We start from the raw sequence: 16,623 nt of genomic DNA, 5'->3' as shown, positions 1-16,623 counted from the left end.
CCTTCAACAGGCAAGTGAGGAATCCCATGCAAGCCCTTCAAACCTCGGTTATTACAAACAACGTGTTCGACATGAGCGCGGTGCATGCTGCCGCCTTGGTTGACGAAAACGGCCGCGAGATTCCCATCACAGAAGAGATGATTCTCTCGGCCTGTGATGAGCTGATGAAGCTGTGGCATTTCCCCACCGCCGCCTGATCACAGACTGCTGAAGTATAGCTTAACTGCTGTTATAGAAACCCCGCTCATGCGGGGTTTTTGCTTTCTGGTCGGACGGATATCGTTTCACGCTTGGCTGCACCTGCGAAAATGATACACTTGTACATTATTTGCCTGCGGACCTGAGACCCATGCTTGCCAAATTCGTTGCCCACGGTTACCTGCGCCTCTCTGGCTGGACCTTCAAGAACCAGCTGCCCCCGGAAATCCGCCAATGCGTATTGATTGCCGCTCCCCACACCAGCAACTGGGATGCACTCTACACCAAGCTGGGCTTCATGGTCATGGGCATCCCCGCCAAGCTCACCATCAAGGACAGCTACATGCGCTTTCCCTATGGTCCGCTGATTCGCGCCATGGGCGGCATTGGCATCAACCGCCGGGAAAAGAAAGAAGGCGAGCACCGTCCCAGCATGGTGCAATCGATGGCCGACCTGTTCAAGCAGCACAAGGAACTGATCATGCTGGTGACCCCGGAAGGCACCCGCTCCAAACGCACGGAATGGAAAACCGGTTTTTATCATGTGGCGCGACTGGCCGGGGTGCCCATTGTGCTGGCCTATGTCGATTATCCCAAAAAGGAAATCGGTGTCACCAAGGTGGTCTACCCCAGCGACAACATGGAAAATGACATGAAGGAAATCATGAATTTCTATCGCGAAATTCAGGGCAAACATCCGGAAAAGTTCAGCGTTGACCTGAAATATCTGGATCAATAAGTTTTCCGGCAAAGCTACGGTGCAGACCGTCGGTTTTAACGCTATAACCTTGAGACTGATAAATACACGAATCCACCATTAAGAAAGCATCCACTTGCTTTCTTAATGGTGCCGGGCTATGTTCCTCACTCTATGATTTGCTGGAGAACGCCGGAATGAGCCTGCCCCCCTACGACATCATCATCAAGAACGGCCTGCATCTGGACGGAACCGGCGCTCCGGGCAAAATCCGCCATTTGGGTATCCGCAACCACCGGCTGGTGACGGTCTCCGGATCCCCCCTGCCGGAACAGGGTTGTTCGCAAGTCATCGATGCCACCGGACAGTGGGTGATGCCCGGCTTTCTCGACACCCATACCCATTATGATGCCGAACTGGTGGCCGCCCCGGCCTTGCGTGAATCGGTGCGCCATGGAGTGACAACCGTCACCGTCGGTTCCTGTTCCATCAGCATGATTCTCTCGGACGCCGAGGACTGTTCGGACTTGTTTACGCGGGTGGAGTCGGTGCCGCGCGAGCAGGTTCTGCCGTTGCTTCAGGACAAGAAGAGCTGGAACACGCCACAGGGTTATGTGAACTTCCTGCGCCGTCATCCGCTGGGACCGAATGTCTGTTCCTTCATCGGGCACTCCGACTTGCGCGCCGCCGTCCTGGGTCTGGGACGCTCGGTGGATGGCGATGTGCGACCCACCGAGACGGAACTCAAGACCATGGAGTCCTGGCTCAACGAGGCGCTGGACGCCGGTTTGCTGGGCCTGTCCACCATGACCACTAAATGGGACAAGCTGGACGGCGACCGCTTCCGCTCCAAATCCCTGCCCTCGACCTACGCCGGCTGGAAGGAATTCGGCCGTTTGAACCGGGTGCTGCGGCAGCGGCGCGCCATTCATCAGGGCGCCCCCAATATCGTCACCAAACTGAACATGTTCCAGTTTCTGGCGGAAAGTGCGGGCGGCGTGTTTCGTCCGTCACTGAAAACCACGTTGATCACGCTGATGGACATCAAGGCCAACCCCTTGCTGCACCGGGTGGTGGGGCCGTTCACCAACCTGTGGAACCGGGTCACCGGAGCGGATTTCCGTTGGCAGGCGCTGCCGGTGCCGTTTGAAGTGTATGCCGATGGCATTGATCTGGTGATCTTTGAAGAGTTCGGGGCCGGTGAAGCCGCCCTGCATCTCACCGAAGAGGCCGAACGCCAACAACTGTTCCAGCAAAGCGGTTACCGCCGCTGGTTCCGCAAGAATTATGAAAACAAGTGGGGACCGAGGGTATGGCATCGCAATTTTCATGATGCTTCCATTGTAGGCTGCCCTGATACCTCACTGGTCGGCAAGAGCTTTGGTGAAATTGCCGACGCCGCCGGTGTGCATCCGGTGGATGTGTTTCTGGATCTGGTGAGCCGCCATGGCAAAGCCCTGCGCTGGCATACCGTGATAGCCAATCACCGGCCGGAAGCGGTCAAACGCATTCTCCAGGAACCGGCCACCATCGTCACCTTCTCCGATGCCGGGGCGCACATCCGCAACATGGCCTTCTACAATTTCCCGTTACGCATGCTGAAGCTGGTTCGGGATGCCGAGCGCGAAGGCAAACCGTTCATGTCGCTGGAGAAAGCAGTGTGGCGGCTGACCGGTGAACTGGGCGACTGGTTTGGTATTGATGCCGGACACTTGCGCGAAGGTGATCGCGCCGATGTGGTGATTATCAATCCGGAAGCGCTGGACAGCCGGCTGGAGGCCTATCACGAGTCTGGCATGGAAGGTCTGGACGATTTGCAGCGCATGGTCAACCGCAGTGACGGAACCGTTAGTGCCGTCTTTATCAATGGACGCACGGCTTTCAGAGATGGTAAGTTTGCTGCCGATCTGGGACAGGAACGACGTTACGGTGATTTTCTCCCGGCACTGAACACCCGGGGTCGAGATGCTTTGGAGGCCTGAATCATGAATACCTTAACCACCCCGCTGGTGCGCCGCACCCAGGCTGAACGTTCGGCGACTACCATTGAAAACCTGATGCACGCGGCGGTGAACAGCCTGGTCGAGGTCGGCTACGCCCGCACCAGCACCCAGGATATCTGTCGGCGCGCCGGAGTTTCTCAGGGGGCGCTGTTCCGGCACTTCCCGACCCGGCTGGCGTTCATGATTGTGGTGGCGGACTATGTGGGATTGCAGATGGTGGAACAGTTCACCAGCCGCTTCCTTCGCGTGGAGCAACAACAACCGACCGATTTGATCGGCCTGGCCTTGAATTTGGCACGGGAGAATACCCGCTCTCCCCTGCAGCATGCCTGGATGGAGCTGGTGGTGGCCGCCCGCACCGATCGAGACCTGCAAGCCGCCATCCAGCCGATTTGGGCCAAAAGCCAGCAGAAAATCCGCGATCAGGCGCGCAACCTGTTGCCGGGTCTGGTGGACCACATCCCTGACTTTGATACGGCAGTGGAAGTGGTGACGATGTTTTATGAAGGTGAAGCCATGAACCATGTGCTGAATCCGCTGACCGATGGCGATGACCGGCGGGCTGCCTGGGTGGGCAACTTCTTGCGGAAGATGGTGGCTTCAGCGCCTTAACATCCTCCCCGCCCACCGCTTGGCATCATCCAGATAGGTAAAAACCACAGGCACCACAATCAGTGTCAGCAAGGTTGACGTCAGGATACCACCGATAATGGCGTGCGCCATCGGCGCCCGCTGTTCTGCGCCGTCGCCCAGCCCCAGGGCCAGCGGCACCATACCCATCACCATCGCCATCGTCGTCATCAGGATCGGCCGCAAGCGGGTGCGCCCCGCCTGCCGCACCGCCTCCGACCGTTCCAGACCTTCGTCGACCTTCACCTTGATGAAATCAATCAGCAGGATGGCATTCTTCGTCACCAGCCCCATCAGCATGATCACGCCAATAATGGAGAAGATGTTGAGGGTGGAACGGAACAGGAACAACGCCAGGAATACCCCGATCAGCGACAATGGCAGCGATGTCATGATCGCTACAGGAAACAGGAAGCTGTTGAACTGCGACCCCAGCACCATGTAGATGAAAATCACCGCCAGCAATAACGCCGTCGCGGCATAACCCACCGATTCCTCCATGTCCTTGTTCTGGCCTTCGGTTTCGAAACGGTAGCCGGGCGGCAGCTTCATGCCCGCCTGCAACTTTTTCAAATCAGCCCCGATGTCCCCGGCCGGACGACCATCCGTATTGGCTTCAATCAGCACCTCCCGGAACAAGTTGCGCCGGTTGATCTTGGCAGCGCCATCGGTCATTTCAAAACGGGCCACCTGTCCCAGTGGAATCATTTCCGGTAAACCGGCGGCATCGTTGCGGCTGCTCGCAAAATACAAGCCCGCCAGATCCTGCACACCCCGGCGCTCGCTGTCCGGCAGGCGCACCCGCACGGCGTAGTTTTCGCCTTGGTCATCCTGCCAGGTGGTGATCTCGTCCCCGGCCAGCAACGGCCGCAGCGCCTGCCCCACCTGCCCCACGCTCAATCCGGCATCACTGGCGGCATCGCGGTCCAGTTCAACGGCCACGGTCGGTTTGGTGGCCTTGAGCGAGGTTTCCACATCCACCAGTCCCGGTATTTTCTGCATCCCGGCCAGCAGTTGGTCGGAAATGCGCTGCAACTCCTTGAGGTCCGCGCCCTGCACACTGAGCATGATCGGCTTCAAGCCGCCGGACACCGCCTCCTTCGACGCCGCCACCGACGTGACGGTAATGCCCGCCACCATGGCCAGCCGCTGCCGGAAGACCCGCGTCAGCGCCTTCTGGCTGAGGGTGCGCTGCTGCTTAGGTTTCAGGGCGACGCGGATAAACGCGGCATTTCGCCCTTGCCCGTGACCATTGATGGTGGCATAGGTAGTGATGACTTCCGGGTAGGAACGAATCAGCTTTTCCACCTGCTGCGCCTTGGCGGTGGTGTATTCCAGTGAAGCATCCACGGCCGTTTCAAACTCGACGCCGATTTCGCTCAGATCGGGCTCCGGTACGAATTCCTTGCCGATCATTCCGGCCAGGCTGAACGCGCCAAACAATGAAGCCACGGCGATGGCCAACGTGATCCGCCGATGGAGCAGCGACCAACCCAGCACCCGCTCATAAACACTGCCCAGACGCTCCAGTTGCCGTCCGAAGGCGTCCAACAGCCCACCGAAGCCCCGCCGGACTTTTCCTGGCTGGTGCTTGTCCGGCCACACTGAAGACAACATCGGGTCCAGCGTGAAACTGACGAACATCGACAACAGCACCGCCGAACTGACCGTGACCCCGAACTGGAAGAAAAACCGGCCGATGATGCCGCCCATGAAGGCCACCGGCACAAACACCGCGACAATGCTCAGCGTCGTCGCCAGCACTGCCAGACCGATTTCCTCGGTGCCTTCCAGCGCCGCCTGCTTGTGGCCCTTGCCCATCGCGGCATGACGCACAATATTTTCCCGCACCACAATCGCGTCATCCACCAGCAAGCCGATGCACAGCGACAGCGCCATCAAGGTCATCAGGTTGACTGTGAAACCGAAAAAATAAATGGCGAAAATGGTGCCCAACAGTGAAATCGGCAGCGTCAGCCCGGTAATCACCGTGCTGCGCCACGAGCCCAGGAACAACAGCACAATCATCACCGCCAGCAGCGCCCCTTCCAGCAGGGTTTTCTGCACATCGGCCAACGACGCACGAATCGATTTCGAACTGTCGGCCACTTCGGTCATCACCACCCCGGCGGGCAGCTCGCGACGCATCTCCGCCAGCACCTTATGGACCTTGTTGACCACCTCGATGGTGTTGGCGCCGGAACTCTTGATCACATCCAGCGACACAGCGGGCAAACCGTTGATCAGCGCCGCCGACTCCCGGTCCGCTTCCCCGTCCACCACCTCCGCCACTTGCTCCAGATACACCGGCACGCCCTGGCGGCGGGCCACAATCAGGCGGCGGAACATCTCCGGTTTCGCCAGCCGCCCCTTGATCTGCACCACCTGCTCGACATTGCCGTTACGCAGGGTGCCGGCAGGGAGTTCAGCGTTTTCCAACTGCAGCACGCGCAGCACTTCATCCACACCAATGCGGTATTCCTGCAACGCCGTCGGTTTCAGGTAAACCCGCACCTCACGCTTGACGCTGCCCAGAATCTCGACCTTGCCCACCCCCGGCACGGTCTGCAGCCGCTTGCTGAACTTCTGTTCCACCCAGGTGCTGAGTTCACGCATTGGCAGGGTGTTAGAGGTAAACGCCAGCGACACCACCGGAATGGAACCGGGGTTATATTTCTCCACCACCGGGTCCTTGATTTCGTCACGGAACTGCGGCTTCAGCACGGCAATCTTGTCGCGCACATCCTGCACGGCGGTGGCCAGCGGAACATTGAGGTAGAACTCGATGGCGACAAAGGCGCGTCCTTCGTAGGACGTGGACATCACTTTCTTGACGCCGGAAATGGTGTTGACCGCATCTTCAATCTTGCGCGTCACATCCGATTCCACCACTTCCGGTGAAGCCCCCGGATACGCGGTGGTGACAATGACAAAGGGAAACTCAACGTTGGGAAATTCCTCGACGCCCACATCCTTGTAGGCGAACAGGCCCACCACCATCAATGCCAGCATCATCATGGCGGCAAAGACGGGGTTGTTGATGCTGATCCGGGTAAGCCACATGGTTTGTTACTCCGTGATCCGCACCGGTAAATCCAGCGCCTGCGGCCCCAGCATCACCGTCACCACCTGTTCCCCGGCCTTCACCCCGGACACGACCGCCTGTTCCTGACCGTCATCCCGAGCCAATACCGTGACCGGCCGCTTTTCCAGTTCCGGACCGGAAACCACCAGCACGAACACAGGCTGGCCCGGCGGCATCCGCAACGCCGCCACCGGAATCACCGTGCCCGCCACGGCGGCAGAGGTCAGCAGCCTGCCCTGTACAAACAGCCCGGCGCGCAGCACCTGGCCGGGGTTGGGCACACGGGCATAGAAGCTGATGGCGCGGGAACCGGATTCCGCCACCGGGTTGATGCGGGTCACCGTTCCTTGAAATTCCTGCGGGTAGCCTGAAACATGGAAGCTGACGCCCTGCCCGGCCTGCAACAGTGCCACCCGGTCAGCGGGAATGGTCGCTTTCAGCTCGAGTTCGCGCAAATCCACGATGTCCAGCAACGGGGCATTTACCCCCACCGATTGCCCCGGCTCCACCCGCCGCCGCGATACCACGCCGTTCATCGGCGAGAGGATGCGGGAATCATCCAGGGCTTTGCGGGCCATGGTCAGCAGTGCGGCCTGGGCCTTGACGTTTTCAGCAGCGGCCTGGGCTTCGGCTATGCCGCGCTTCTGGTCGAGATCGGACAGGTACTGCTGCTGGCGCAGCAGCTCGTTACGCTCACGCACTGACTCCGCCAGCACTGACTGCGCCCTCGCCGAAGCCAGCCCCGCTTCCGCCTGCTTTAACCGGGCGTCCAGGTCTTTAGCCGAAAGCACGACCAGCAATTGCCCGGCCTTCACCGGCTCCCCCTCGCGCACCAGCACCTTGTCCACCGCCGCCGCTACTTCGGACTGCAGGGTGGTGCGCTGCAGCGCATCTATCTGACCGGTTAAGGCGATACCGGGTTGCACGCTGCCGTTCTGCGCCCGGGCGACATCGCGCGCGCCCAACTCCAGAGCCGGTGGAGGCGCGGCCTTCACGGCAACGGCTTTATCACTGCCGGAGTTACCACAGCCCGTCAGGCTCAGCAACAACACAGGCCATGCAGCCGCTCGGATCCGGGAGAAATTCTTCATGAAACCGGCGCTCCGGCTGAGAGGATTGAAGGGGCGATGCCTCGCCAGATGATGGGGATCAGGTCGCGGGCCATGCGATCGACATCGGCGTCGGGATTGGCCATGGCGGCAAAAAACACCCCGTCAAACATGGCGCACCAGAGCATGGCCAGGGTTTCCGGGGCAATATCGGCACGGGTCAGGCCGCCCTCCTGCATCACCCGCACAAACCCGGCGGATACTTGCCAGACATGACGGTACATGGATTGCAGTCGTGCGGCGATTTCAGGGTCGCCAGACTGGCTCATTACCTCCATGTACAGGCGCGGCCACTCGCGATCGGCCGCGCAACGCCCCCATGCCTGGGCAAACAGTTCGGTGACGGCCTCTTCCGGACGGCCTTCGGCCGCTCGCGCCACCGCTTCCCGGATTTCCGCATCCACCGGCGAGATGTCACGTTGCAAACGGGCATCCACCAAGGCAAAAAACAGGTCATTCTTGTTGCGGAAGTGCCAGTAAATGGCCCCTTTGGTCAATCCGGCGGCGGCGGCAATTTCGTCCAGCGTGGTTTTCTGCCAGCCTTTCTGGGCAAAAACCTGCATGGCGGCGCTCAGGATGCGCTCCCGGGTTTCGCCGGGCTGCTCCCAGGCCAGCAGCGCCGGATAGTTCTCCGGATCACCCAGCGTCTGCCTGACCTCTGCCACGCTGACGTCGGCCACCACCGCCAATTGCTCTGGCGAGATGGCAGTCAAGGGATGCTGTTGCACCATTTGCCGCAGGACGGCGATGAGCTTCTCACGCATAAGTCACATACCAGACAGTATGCAACATACCCTAGAGTAGGGCCGGCGCTTTGTCCAGCCGGAAGTCCGGCTTTGCGCTACCGGGCCTCATGGCTTTTCCCAATATTGCTCCAGCACTGAGGAAAGCACCCGCAACCGGATGGGTTTGGCGAGGTAATCGTCCATGCCGCCCTCCAGACATTTCTGCTGGTATTCGGGCAGCACATGGGCGGTCAACGCCACAATCGGCAACGGCTTCAAGCGGCGCTCGGCCTCAAAATGCCTGATATGCCGGGTGGAAGCAAAGCCGTCCATCAACGGCATCTCGCAGTCCATGAGAATCAAATCAATGGCGGCATGATGCTGATACACATATTGCGCGGCCTTTTCGCCATCAGCCGTCTGCACCACCTTGACGCCCAGCTTTTTCAGCATCGCGGTAATGACCGTCAGATTGACTTCATTGTCATCAGCCACCAGCACGGTCTTCCCGGCAAAACCGTCCGCAGCCCCGTGCAGCCTGAACTTGCCATGATCCTGCGCAGCTTGGGACGGTTGCGCCTCAAGCAGCGGATCGGCCGGGTGGTAAGCAATTCGGAACCAGAACTCCGCCCCTTTTCCCGGTTCGCTGACCAGCCCGATATCACCGCCCAGCAACGCACTCAACCGCTTGCTGATGGCCAGCCCCAGACCCGTGCCGCCAAAGCGCCGCGTCGTCGAATGGTCGGCCTGTGCAAAGGACTCGAAGAGACGGTCCTGCTGTTCCGGGGCAATGCCGATACCGGTATCGGTGACGGTAAAGCGGATAAAATCCTGATCGCGATCCTTTTGCATCGACACCTGCAGCACCACCCGCCCGGTGTCGGTAAATTTAAAGGCGTTGCCCAGCAGGTTCAGCAGAATCTGGCGGATGCGCGTCGGGTCGCTGTGAATGAAGACCGGCACATCCTGATCCCGATCAACCCGCAGTTCGATGTGCTTCTTGCCGGCGGTAAAGGTAAAAACGGACTCGCACTCCATGCACAGCTGCTGCAGATCAAAATCCAGGGTTTCAATCTGCATCTTGCCGGCAGTGATCTTGGAATAATCCAGAATATCGTTGATGACCGACAGCAGCGTCTGCCCGGATTGCGCGATGACATCGGTATATGTCCGTTGCTGCGCCTGCAGCTCGGAGCCCTGCAGCAACTCGACCATGCCGAGAATTCCGTTCAGCGGCGTGCGGATTTCATGGCTCATCGTTGCCAGGAAGCGGGTCTTGGCCCGGCTCTCCGCTTCGGCCGCCACCATCTTTTCCCGCGCCAGCATTTCCTGGGCATGGGAACGCTGTAACTCCTCACGAAGCGCCCTCTCCTGTATCAGCATCTGCTCCTGCGCCGCCAGCTTGGATTTGCGTTCCAGACTGATGCGGTCTCCCAGGGCGAATGAAAACAGTGTCGCCTCGATCACGCTGCCCAACTGGATGGCGTATTCCGTAAAGAAATTGACCGGCAGCAGGCCCTGTTTGTTCAGGGACAGAATGGCGATGGTGGGCATCAGGAAGGACCAGCCCAGCGCGTAATACCGGGCATGGGAAACCCCGCGCAGCCATAAATAGAACCCGGCCCAGATGGCGTAAACCGCCATAACCCCGCAAGCCACAACGGCCAGCCGCACCGCCAGTGCGTAAGTGGTCAGCAGCGAGACCGCCATGATCGTCGCGCCGATGGCGGCCGTCACCCTGAAGGTGAGGTCAATACGGGGATGCGCCTTGGCCACGTTCAGGAACCGCAGCGAAAATACCGCCCCGGCAAACAGGCAGCCGGACATGCTGAACGGGATGATGAAACTGTTGACCCACGGCCAGGAGGGCCAGATGAACTGGAAGCCGAAACCCTCAAGGCTGACCTGGAACACCAGGATGGCGAACACGAACAGGCTGTACCAGGAATAACTGCTGTCACGCAGGATCAGGAAGATGAAAAAATTATAAATGACCATGATCATCAGGATGCCGAAGTACACCCCTTCAACCAGCAGGGTGCGCTGCTCACGGTCATAAAAATGCTGGCGGTCAAACCAGCTGACCGGCAATTGCAGGGAGCCGTCCGTCTCAACACGAATCAGGAATATGCGGGATTCACCCGGAACCAAGCGCACCGGTGTCAGGAAATAGCGGTTGGGAAGCAACTGTGAAGTTTCCGGCTGCATATCGCCGAATTGCTGCCGACTGAGCAACTGCTGCTGCCGGTTCAGGGCATAGACCTGAACATCGTCCAGTACCGGATAGGTGATGGCCAGCAATCCGTCCAGGGCGTCAGCGCTTCGAACATCCAGCCGGAACCAATAGGCATCGGAGGTGAAACCCAGATTGGGTACGCCATGGGCAAGCTTCCAGCGCTCCGGAGCCAGCGCCAGTACGTCTGCCGGACGCCAGCCTGGCTCGGCGCGGACATAGGCCAGATACGGAGTGACATCCTGCTTGCCGGTCGCGGCGGACAAGGGCAGCGGCGGCAAGGCACGGGCAAACCCTGCGGACACAGTCCACAGCAGCAACATCATGCGGATTATAATTATTGTGGCCGCCTGGCGCATTTTCCGGATTCTGGTGATCGGCTTATAAAGCGACTATACCTCACCGGAAGACCGAAAAATAACGGTTGAGTCGGCTAGACAGGCTGTCCTGTCGGGTTGTCAGCCGTTACCGGCAGCTTCCAGACGGCGTAAACCGCTTGCTGCACCGCCCCAACGCCCTGTGCATCCCGAATTTCGATGTGGACCGGCAGCTTGCCGCGACCGCGCTCGGCAAAAACCTGCCGGAAACGCGCCAGCGCTTCAGCATCCGGCAACGTGGCGACTGCCGTAAAGTCGCCCAGCAGCGGCCGGGTGTACTGGATGTCGGCGCTGGCAATGGCGGAATGACAGGGCCCCCAGGGATCAGAACTCAGCATCATCAGCCCCCAGCCTGCCAACGAGGCCAGTCCGCCTATGCTGCCAGCAAAGGCAGAGCCCTTGTCATTATGGTTGGCGGCCAGCGGAGCGGACAGATGCAGGCTGCCGCCGTCATAGAGTTCCACCTGCACGCCCATGGCGCGGCTCAGCGGCACATGCCGGTACAGATACTCGGCAAACTCGGCAGCGGTTTTCATGCCTGCGGCCAGGATTGCACAAAATCCTCCACCGCCAGCGACGACGGAATCCGCGAAATACCGGACTCTGTTCCGGCATACACAAACCCGGCGATACGCTCTCCCGGCTGCAAGCCGAGCGCCGACAGCACCCGCGCATGCTCCGCCATCCAGCCTGTGCGCCACATGGACGCAAACCCCTGCGCATGCAGCGCCAGCAACAGGTTCTGCACAGCGGCTCCCGCGCTGAGAATTTGTTCGTACTCCGGAACCTTGTCATCCACTTTCAACGACATGACGGCAACGATGATCAACGGTGCGCGCAGCGGCATGGCCAGCAAACGGTTTCGCTCGGTCTCACCCAGTTCGGGATTTTCCTCCACCCCCGCCGCCAGAAAGGCCTCTCCCAGCCGCACCCGGCCTTCCCCGCGAATCACCAGATAACGCCAGGGACGCAACAGGCGATGGTCCGGCGCCCGCAAGGCGGCCTGAAAAGCCCGCTGCAATATGGCGTCTTCCGGAGCGGGATCGGTCAGGCCACCGATGGAGCGGCGTGAAACCAGGGCTTCAAGGGCCTCCATGTTCAGCTCTCCCGGCTGGCGGCGTGTTTCAACGCCAGCCGCATATAATGTTCGGCGGAATACTTGAACCAGGCCAACTCACTCTCGGTGAGCAGCCGTACCTGCTTTACCGGATTGCCGACATACAACCAGCCGCTTTCCAGACGCTTGCCCGGCGGCACCAGACTGCCCGCTCCCACCATCACCCTCGGCTCAATCACCACCCGGTCCATGACAATGCTGCCGATGCCAACCAGTACTTCGTCACCAATGGTGCAACCGTGCAAGTTGACATGGTGGGCAATGGTGACATGGCGGCCGATCACCAGCGGCGCACCCTCAGGATCGGCCGGGCGCTTGTGGGTGACGTGCAGCATGGCAAAATCCTGGATGTTGCTGCCTTCGCCGATGCGCATGTTATTGACATCGCCGCGAATGACCGCATAGGGCCACACCGAGACATTCTTCTCCAGCACTACATCGCCAATCACCACCGCCGTTTCATCAATGTAGCAGCCGTCCGCCACCACCGGGCGAATACCATCGTAGGTCCGGATGCCCATTCAGGACACCTTCGCCTTGGATGACGGCTCGTCCACCAGACGGGGAAACGACTTGGAACGCAGTTGCAGCCAATCCTTGCTGATGTTCCAGGTAGTATGCACTGCCTTGCTGCCGGTAAACACACCTGCATGTCCGCCGGGCACAATGTGGAAGGCCTTGTCGGCGGAACTGACCACGGACAGGATGGCGCGGGCCCCGGCGATGCTGACAATCTTGTCGTTATCACCGGCAAAAGCCAGCAGGTTGCAGTTTACTGCCGACAGATCGGCGACATGGTTGGCGCCAATCCGGAATTTGCCTTTAGCGAAGCGATTATAGAGACCCATCTTGCGCGTCATTTCCTGCACCGTCGCCCCCGGATAGTCCGGCATGTTGGTGAACCACTCGTTCATCGTCATGTAGCGGGCCACATAATCGTCATCGGCCATGTTGCGGATCAGTTCAACATAGCTGGACACCACCCCCAGCGGGTTGGTCATCTTGAACAGGATGGACAGCGTCTTGCCCGGCACATGGAAGGACTGGTCCGACAGACTGTCCAGCTGGAAACCGGCCTTCTTCACCAGGCTGGCGGGCCAGGACAGGGCGCGCGCCACCGGTCCGGCAAAGGCATTGGCCTTATAGGTATCAATCGGGCTGGCGATGGTGATCAGGTTGGCGACCTTGTCGTCCTTGCTGACGCCCAGGTACAGCAAGGACAACAGACCGCCCATGCAATATCCCAGCAAGGAAAGCTCCTCGCTGCCGCTGTGCTCGCGAATGGCTTTCAGCGCCTTGGGAAACCAGTCCACGGTATAGGTTTCCAGCGACAAACCGGAGTCTTCCGGCCCCGGCTTGCCCCAGTCAATCAGGTACACCTCGAAACCATGGGCCAGAAAATAGCGCACCAGACTGCGATCGGCCAGAAGGTCAAAAATCCAGCCGAACACCCCCAGCGGCGGCACCATCACCAGCGGAATCAGGAAACGGCGCTTGCGCACATAAAAGGTCTGGCCGCCTTCCAGCTCCACGGTGGGGCCTTGCAACGGCTTGTAATGCTTCACCGACATGATGCCGTCGCGCAGAATGACCTCGTTCACGGTCTTGTCAGACAGGATGTAGTGTTCCTTGTTGACCCGGCGCTGCACGACATTCTTGACAAAAGCGGCGCTGGTTTTGGCCAGGCGCGAAGCCCTTTCGATTCTGCTCGTTGTCATTTCACACCTGTGGATTCGGATTCAGCGGGTTGCTGGAAGGATTCTGCCGGATTAGTCAGTTCAGGACAATAACAACCCGCCGGACGCCCTGCCGGGCGCAGCAAAAGAAAGCCCTGCAAGGCAGGGCTTTCAGGGGGTCAGTGACGACTGGCGCGGTCCTTGTCGGCCTCCTCCTCCGTGGCCGCCGGAACCACCGCCGGTAAAGCATCCGGCAGAGGCTCGGGTTGGCGGGTCAGGGCGATGGCCAGAACCTCGTCAATCCACTTGACGGTCTTGATCGTCAGGTCGGCCTTGATGTTATCCGGAATCTCCTTGAGGTCACGCGCATTCTCCTCGGGAATGATCACCGTCTTGATGCCGCCGCGATGCGCTGCCAGCAACTTCTCCTTCAGGCCGCCAATGGGCAGCACCTGACCGCGCAAGGTGATTTCGCCAGTCATGGCGACATCTGCGCGCACCGGAATACCGGTCAGCACCGACACCATGGCCGTGCACATGCCGATACCGGCGCTGGGACCATCCTTCGGCGTTGCGCCTTCCGGCATGTGGATATGCAGATCGTTCTTTTCGTGAAACTCCGGCGAAATGCCCAGCAGCCGCGACCGCGAGCGCACCACGGTCAATGCCGCCTTGATAGACTCCTGCATCACGTCGCCCAGTGAGCCGGTCATGGTGTAGAGTCCCTTGCCGGGCGTCGTTACCGCTTCGATCGTCAGCAACTCGCCACCCACCGACGTCCAGGCCAGCCCCGTCACCTGACCGATTTGATCTTTCTCTTCGGCCTTGCCGTAATTGAACTTGTAGACGCCGCAGTACTTCTCCAGGTTATCGGCATTGACCACTGTCGTAGCCGAACCTTCACCCAGCACCGCCTCCTTGACCACCTTGCGGCAGATCTTGGAGATTTCACGCTCCAGGCTCCGCACCCCGGATTCACGGGTATAACGGCGGATCAACTCGCGCACCGCGGAGTCCTCCACCGCCAGCTCGGTTTTCTTTAATCCAGCCGCCAGAATCTGCTTCGGCACCAGATACTGCCGGGCAATGGCCACTTTTTCGTCTTCGGTGTAACCCGGTAGCCGAATGACTTCCATGCGGTCCAGCAACGGCGCAGGAATGTTCATCGAGTTGGCGGTGCAGATGAACATTACTTCGGAGAGGTCGTAATCGACATCCAGATAATGGTCATTGAAATGGGCATTCTGCTCCGGATCCAGCACTTCCAGCATCGCGGAAGCCGGGTCGCCACGCATGTCCGAACTCATCTTGTCGATTTCATCGAGCAGGAACAGCGGATTCTTGACCCCGACCTTGGCCAGTTTCTGCACCAGCTTACCGGGCATGGAACCGATATAGGTGCGGCGATGGCCACGGATCTCGGCTTCATCACGCACACCGCCCAGCGCCATGCGCACAAACTCGCGCTTGGTGGCCTTGGCGATTGACTGTCCCAGCGAAGTTTTGCCGACGCCGGGAGGCCCGACCAAGCACAACACCGGCCCTTGCAGCTTCTTCACGCGCGACTGTACTGCCAGGAACTCCAGAATGCGTTCCTTGACCTCCTCCAGGCCATAATGATCGGCATCCAGAATCAGCCGGGCCGCCTTGAGATCAATACCGATGCGGCTGCGTTTTTTCCAGGGAACGCTGATCATCCACTCAATGTAACCGCGCACCACCGTGGCTTCGGCGGACATCGGCGGCATCATCTTCAGTTTCTTGACTTCACTATCAACTTTCTTCCGGGCTTCCGCCGGCATGCCGGCCTTGTCGATGCGCATCTCGATTTCGGCGATTTCGTTTTCCGGGCCGCCACCTTCCGCACCCAGCTCACCCAGTTCTTTCTGGATGGCCTTGATCTGTTCGTTAAGGTAATACTCGCGCTGGCTCTTTTCCATCTGCTTTTTGACACGGCCGCGAATCCGCTTTTCCACCTTGAGGATGTCAATTTCCGACTCCATGATCGACATCAGGTGTTCAACACGTTGATGAATGTCAGTGATGTCGAGGATTTCCTGCTTTTCCTCCAGCTTCAGCGCCAGATGCGCGGCAATGGTGTCCGCCAGACGCTCCGGTTCACGGATGGAGTTGACGGAGTTCAATACTTCCGGCGCTACCTTCTTGGTCAGTTTCACATACTGTTCAAATTCGTTCAGCAACGAGCGCGCAAGCACTTCGCCCTCGTTGTCCTGCAAAGTCTTGTGCTGAACCTGGGTGATGGTGGCCAGCCAGTAACTGCCGGTATCGGCCAGCGTGTCCAGCTTGCCGCGATATTGACCTTCAACCAGCACCTTGACCGTGCCGTCGGGCAACTTCAGCAATTGCAGGATTTGGGCTACCGTACCGATGTCGTACAGGCCGTCACGGCCGGGATCATCATCGCCGGCATCGCGCTGGGCGGCCAGAAAAATCTGCTTGTCGCCGTTCATCGCTGTTTCCAGCGCCTGAATCGACTTTTCGCGCCCCACAAACAGCGGGATCACCATGTGGGGAAACACCACCACATCGCGCAGGGGCAATAAAGGAAGGTCGAGCAGATTTGATTCGTACATGTTCATTCAACCTGAATGGGGCGGCAGTCAAACGACCGTTGCAAGAAATTTGCCATCTCAAATACTGTTTTAGGGTGTATTTCAATAATTACAAGGCAATCAGGCTCATTTATTGAAGATTTGTCCCGGGATGACTATCCGCGCAAAAATCTACTGACAGCATTGGAGCCGGAGATTAG

At 59.3% G+C, this 16,623-nt stretch carries 13 protein-coding genes; 4 read left to right on the top strand and 9 right to left on the bottom strand.

The features are described from left to right. Window positions 1–26 precede the first annotated feature (26 nt). From Q7T36_RS07305 to Q7T36_RS07290, 4 genes are all read left to right on the top strand, one after another. Window positions 27–197, top strand: a complete 171-nt coding sequence (locus tag Q7T36_RS07305) for a PA1571 family protein (protein ID WP_304845871.1) — start codon at window positions 27–29, stop codon at window positions 195–197. Window positions 198–349: 152 nt separating this feature from the next. Beyond that, window positions 350–937 (top strand): 1-acyl-sn-glycerol-3-phosphate acyltransferase, encoded by a 588-nt coding sequence (locus Q7T36_RS07300; RefSeq protein WP_304845868.1) that lies wholly within the window; start codon window positions 350–352, stop codon window positions 935–937. A gap of 155 nt (window positions 938–1,092) precedes the next feature. Next, window positions 1,093–2,877, top strand: a complete 1,785-nt coding sequence (locus Q7T36_RS07295) for an amidohydrolase family protein (protein WP_304845865.1) — start codon at window positions 1,093–1,095, stop codon at window positions 2,875–2,877. 3 nt (window positions 2,878–2,880) lie between these two features. After that, window positions 2,881–3,510 carry a TetR/AcrR family transcriptional regulator gene (locus Q7T36_RS07290; RefSeq protein WP_304845862.1) on the top strand — a complete coding sequence of 210 codons (630 nt, stop codon included), beginning with the start codon at window positions 2,881–2,883 and terminating at the stop codon, window positions 3,508–3,510. Here the strand turns inward: Q7T36_RS07290 and Q7T36_RS07285 are convergent. The 9 genes from Q7T36_RS07285 to lon form a co-directional block, all read right to left on the bottom strand. Beyond that, window positions 3,499–6,591 carry an efflux RND transporter permease subunit gene (locus tag Q7T36_RS07285; protein WP_304845859.1) on the bottom strand — a complete coding sequence of 1,031 codons (3,093 nt, stop codon included), beginning with the start codon at window positions 6,589–6,591 and terminating at the stop codon, window positions 3,499–3,501. The genes Q7T36_RS07290 and Q7T36_RS07285 overlap by 12 nt on opposite strands. 6 nt (window positions 6,592–6,597) lie before the next feature. Further along, complete coding sequence (locus Q7T36_RS07280) at window positions 6,598–7,704, bottom strand: efflux RND transporter periplasmic adaptor subunit (protein ID WP_304845856.1); 1,107 nt, start codon at window positions 7,702–7,704, stop codon at window positions 6,598–6,600. Continuing rightward, complete coding sequence (locus tag Q7T36_RS07275) at window positions 7,701–8,486, bottom strand: TetR family transcriptional regulator (RefSeq protein ID WP_304845853.1); 786 nt, start codon at window positions 8,484–8,486, stop codon at window positions 7,701–7,703. Before Q7T36_RS07275 ends, Q7T36_RS07280 begins: the two co-directional genes overlap by 4 nt. Window positions 8,487–8,573: 87 nt before the next feature. Further along, window positions 8,574–11,006 (bottom strand): hybrid sensor histidine kinase/response regulator, encoded by a 2,433-nt coding sequence (locus Q7T36_RS07270; RefSeq protein ID WP_304845850.1) that lies wholly within the window; start codon window positions 11,004–11,006, stop codon window positions 8,574–8,576. 107 nt (window positions 11,007–11,113) lie between these two features. Continuing rightward, complete coding sequence (locus Q7T36_RS07265) at window positions 11,114–11,593, bottom strand: YiiD C-terminal domain-containing protein (RefSeq protein ID WP_304845847.1); 480 nt, start codon at window positions 11,591–11,593, stop codon at window positions 11,114–11,116. Continuing rightward, window positions 11,590–12,153: a nitroreductase gene (locus tag Q7T36_RS07260; protein ID WP_304845844.1), complete on the bottom strand. Its 564-nt coding sequence runs from the start codon at window positions 12,151–12,153 to the stop codon at window positions 11,590–11,592. Before Q7T36_RS07260 ends, Q7T36_RS07265 begins: the two co-directional genes overlap by 4 nt. A gap of 2 nt (window positions 12,154–12,155) precedes the next feature. Then, on the bottom strand, window positions 12,156–12,695 hold the full coding sequence (locus Q7T36_RS07255; protein ID WP_304845841.1) for a gamma carbonic anhydrase family protein: 540 nt from the start codon (window positions 12,693–12,695) through the stop codon (window positions 12,156–12,158). Further along, complete coding sequence (locus tag Q7T36_RS07250; RefSeq protein WP_304845838.1) at window positions 12,696–13,892, bottom strand: alpha/beta fold hydrolase; 1,197 nt, start codon at window positions 13,890–13,892, stop codon at window positions 12,696–12,698. Window positions 13,893–14,029: 137 nt separating this feature from the next. Next, window positions 14,030–16,444, bottom strand: coding sequence for an endopeptidase La (lon, locus tag Q7T36_RS07245; protein WP_304845835.1), 2,415 nt, complete (start codon window positions 16,442–16,444; stop codon window positions 14,030–14,032). Window positions 16,445–16,623: the final 179 nt, after the last annotated feature.

This window comes from Fluviicoccus sp., from assembly GCF_030646115.1.
Lineage (GTDB): Bacteria > Pseudomonadota > Gammaproteobacteria > Pseudomonadales > Moraxellaceae > Fluviicoccus.
Note: the sequence above shows the minus strand (reverse complement) of the source record. Positions and strands in the feature narration are given on the sequence as shown.

Bases quoted from the DNA above. Each gene is read 5' to 3' on its own strand.
- Q7T36_RS07285 (WP_304845859.1), bottom strand. From the start codon at position 6,591: ATGTGGCTTACCCGGATCAGCATCAACAACCCCGTCTTTGCCGCCATG.
- Q7T36_RS07290 (WP_304845862.1), top strand. From the start codon at position 2,881: ATGAATACCTTAACCACCCCGCTGGTGCGCCGCACCCAGGCTGAACGT.
- Q7T36_RS07260 (WP_304845844.1), bottom strand. From the start codon at position 12,153: ATGGAGGCCCTTGAAGCCCTGGTTTCACGCCGCTCCATCGGTGGCCTG.
- lon (WP_304845835.1), bottom strand. From the start codon at position 16,444: ATGTACGAATCAAATCTGCTCGACCTTCCTTTATTGCCCCTGCGCGAT.
- Q7T36_RS07270 (WP_304845850.1), bottom strand. From the start codon at position 11,006: ATGATGTTGCTGCTGTGGACTGTGTCCGCAGGGTTTGCCCGTGCCTTG.
- Q7T36_RS07275 (WP_304845853.1), bottom strand. From the start codon at position 8,486: ATGCGTGAGAAGCTCATCGCCGTCCTGCGGCAAATGGTGCAACAGCAT.
- Q7T36_RS07300 (WP_304845868.1), top strand. From the start codon at position 350: ATGCTTGCCAAATTCGTTGCCCACGGTTACCTGCGCCTCTCTGGCTGG.
- Q7T36_RS07255 (WP_304845841.1), bottom strand. From the start codon at position 12,695: ATGGGCATCCGGACCTACGATGGTATTCGCCCGGTGGTGGCGGACGGC.
- Q7T36_RS07305 (WP_304845871.1), top strand. From the start codon at position 27: ATGCAAGCCCTTCAAACCTCGGTTATTACAAACAACGTGTTCGACATG.
- Q7T36_RS07265 (WP_304845847.1), bottom strand. From the start codon at position 11,593: ATGAAAACCGCTGCCGAGTTTGCCGAGTATCTGTACCGGCATGTGCCG.
- Q7T36_RS07250 (WP_304845838.1), bottom strand. From the start codon at position 13,892: ATGACAACGAGCAGAATCGAAAGGGCTTCGCGCCTGGCCAAAACCAGC.
- Q7T36_RS07280 (WP_304845856.1), bottom strand. From the start codon at position 7,704: ATGAAGAATTTCTCCCGGATCCGAGCGGCTGCATGGCCTGTGTTGTTG.
- Q7T36_RS07295 (WP_304845865.1), top strand. From the start codon at position 1,093: ATGAGCCTGCCCCCCTACGACATCATCATCAAGAACGGCCTGCATCTG.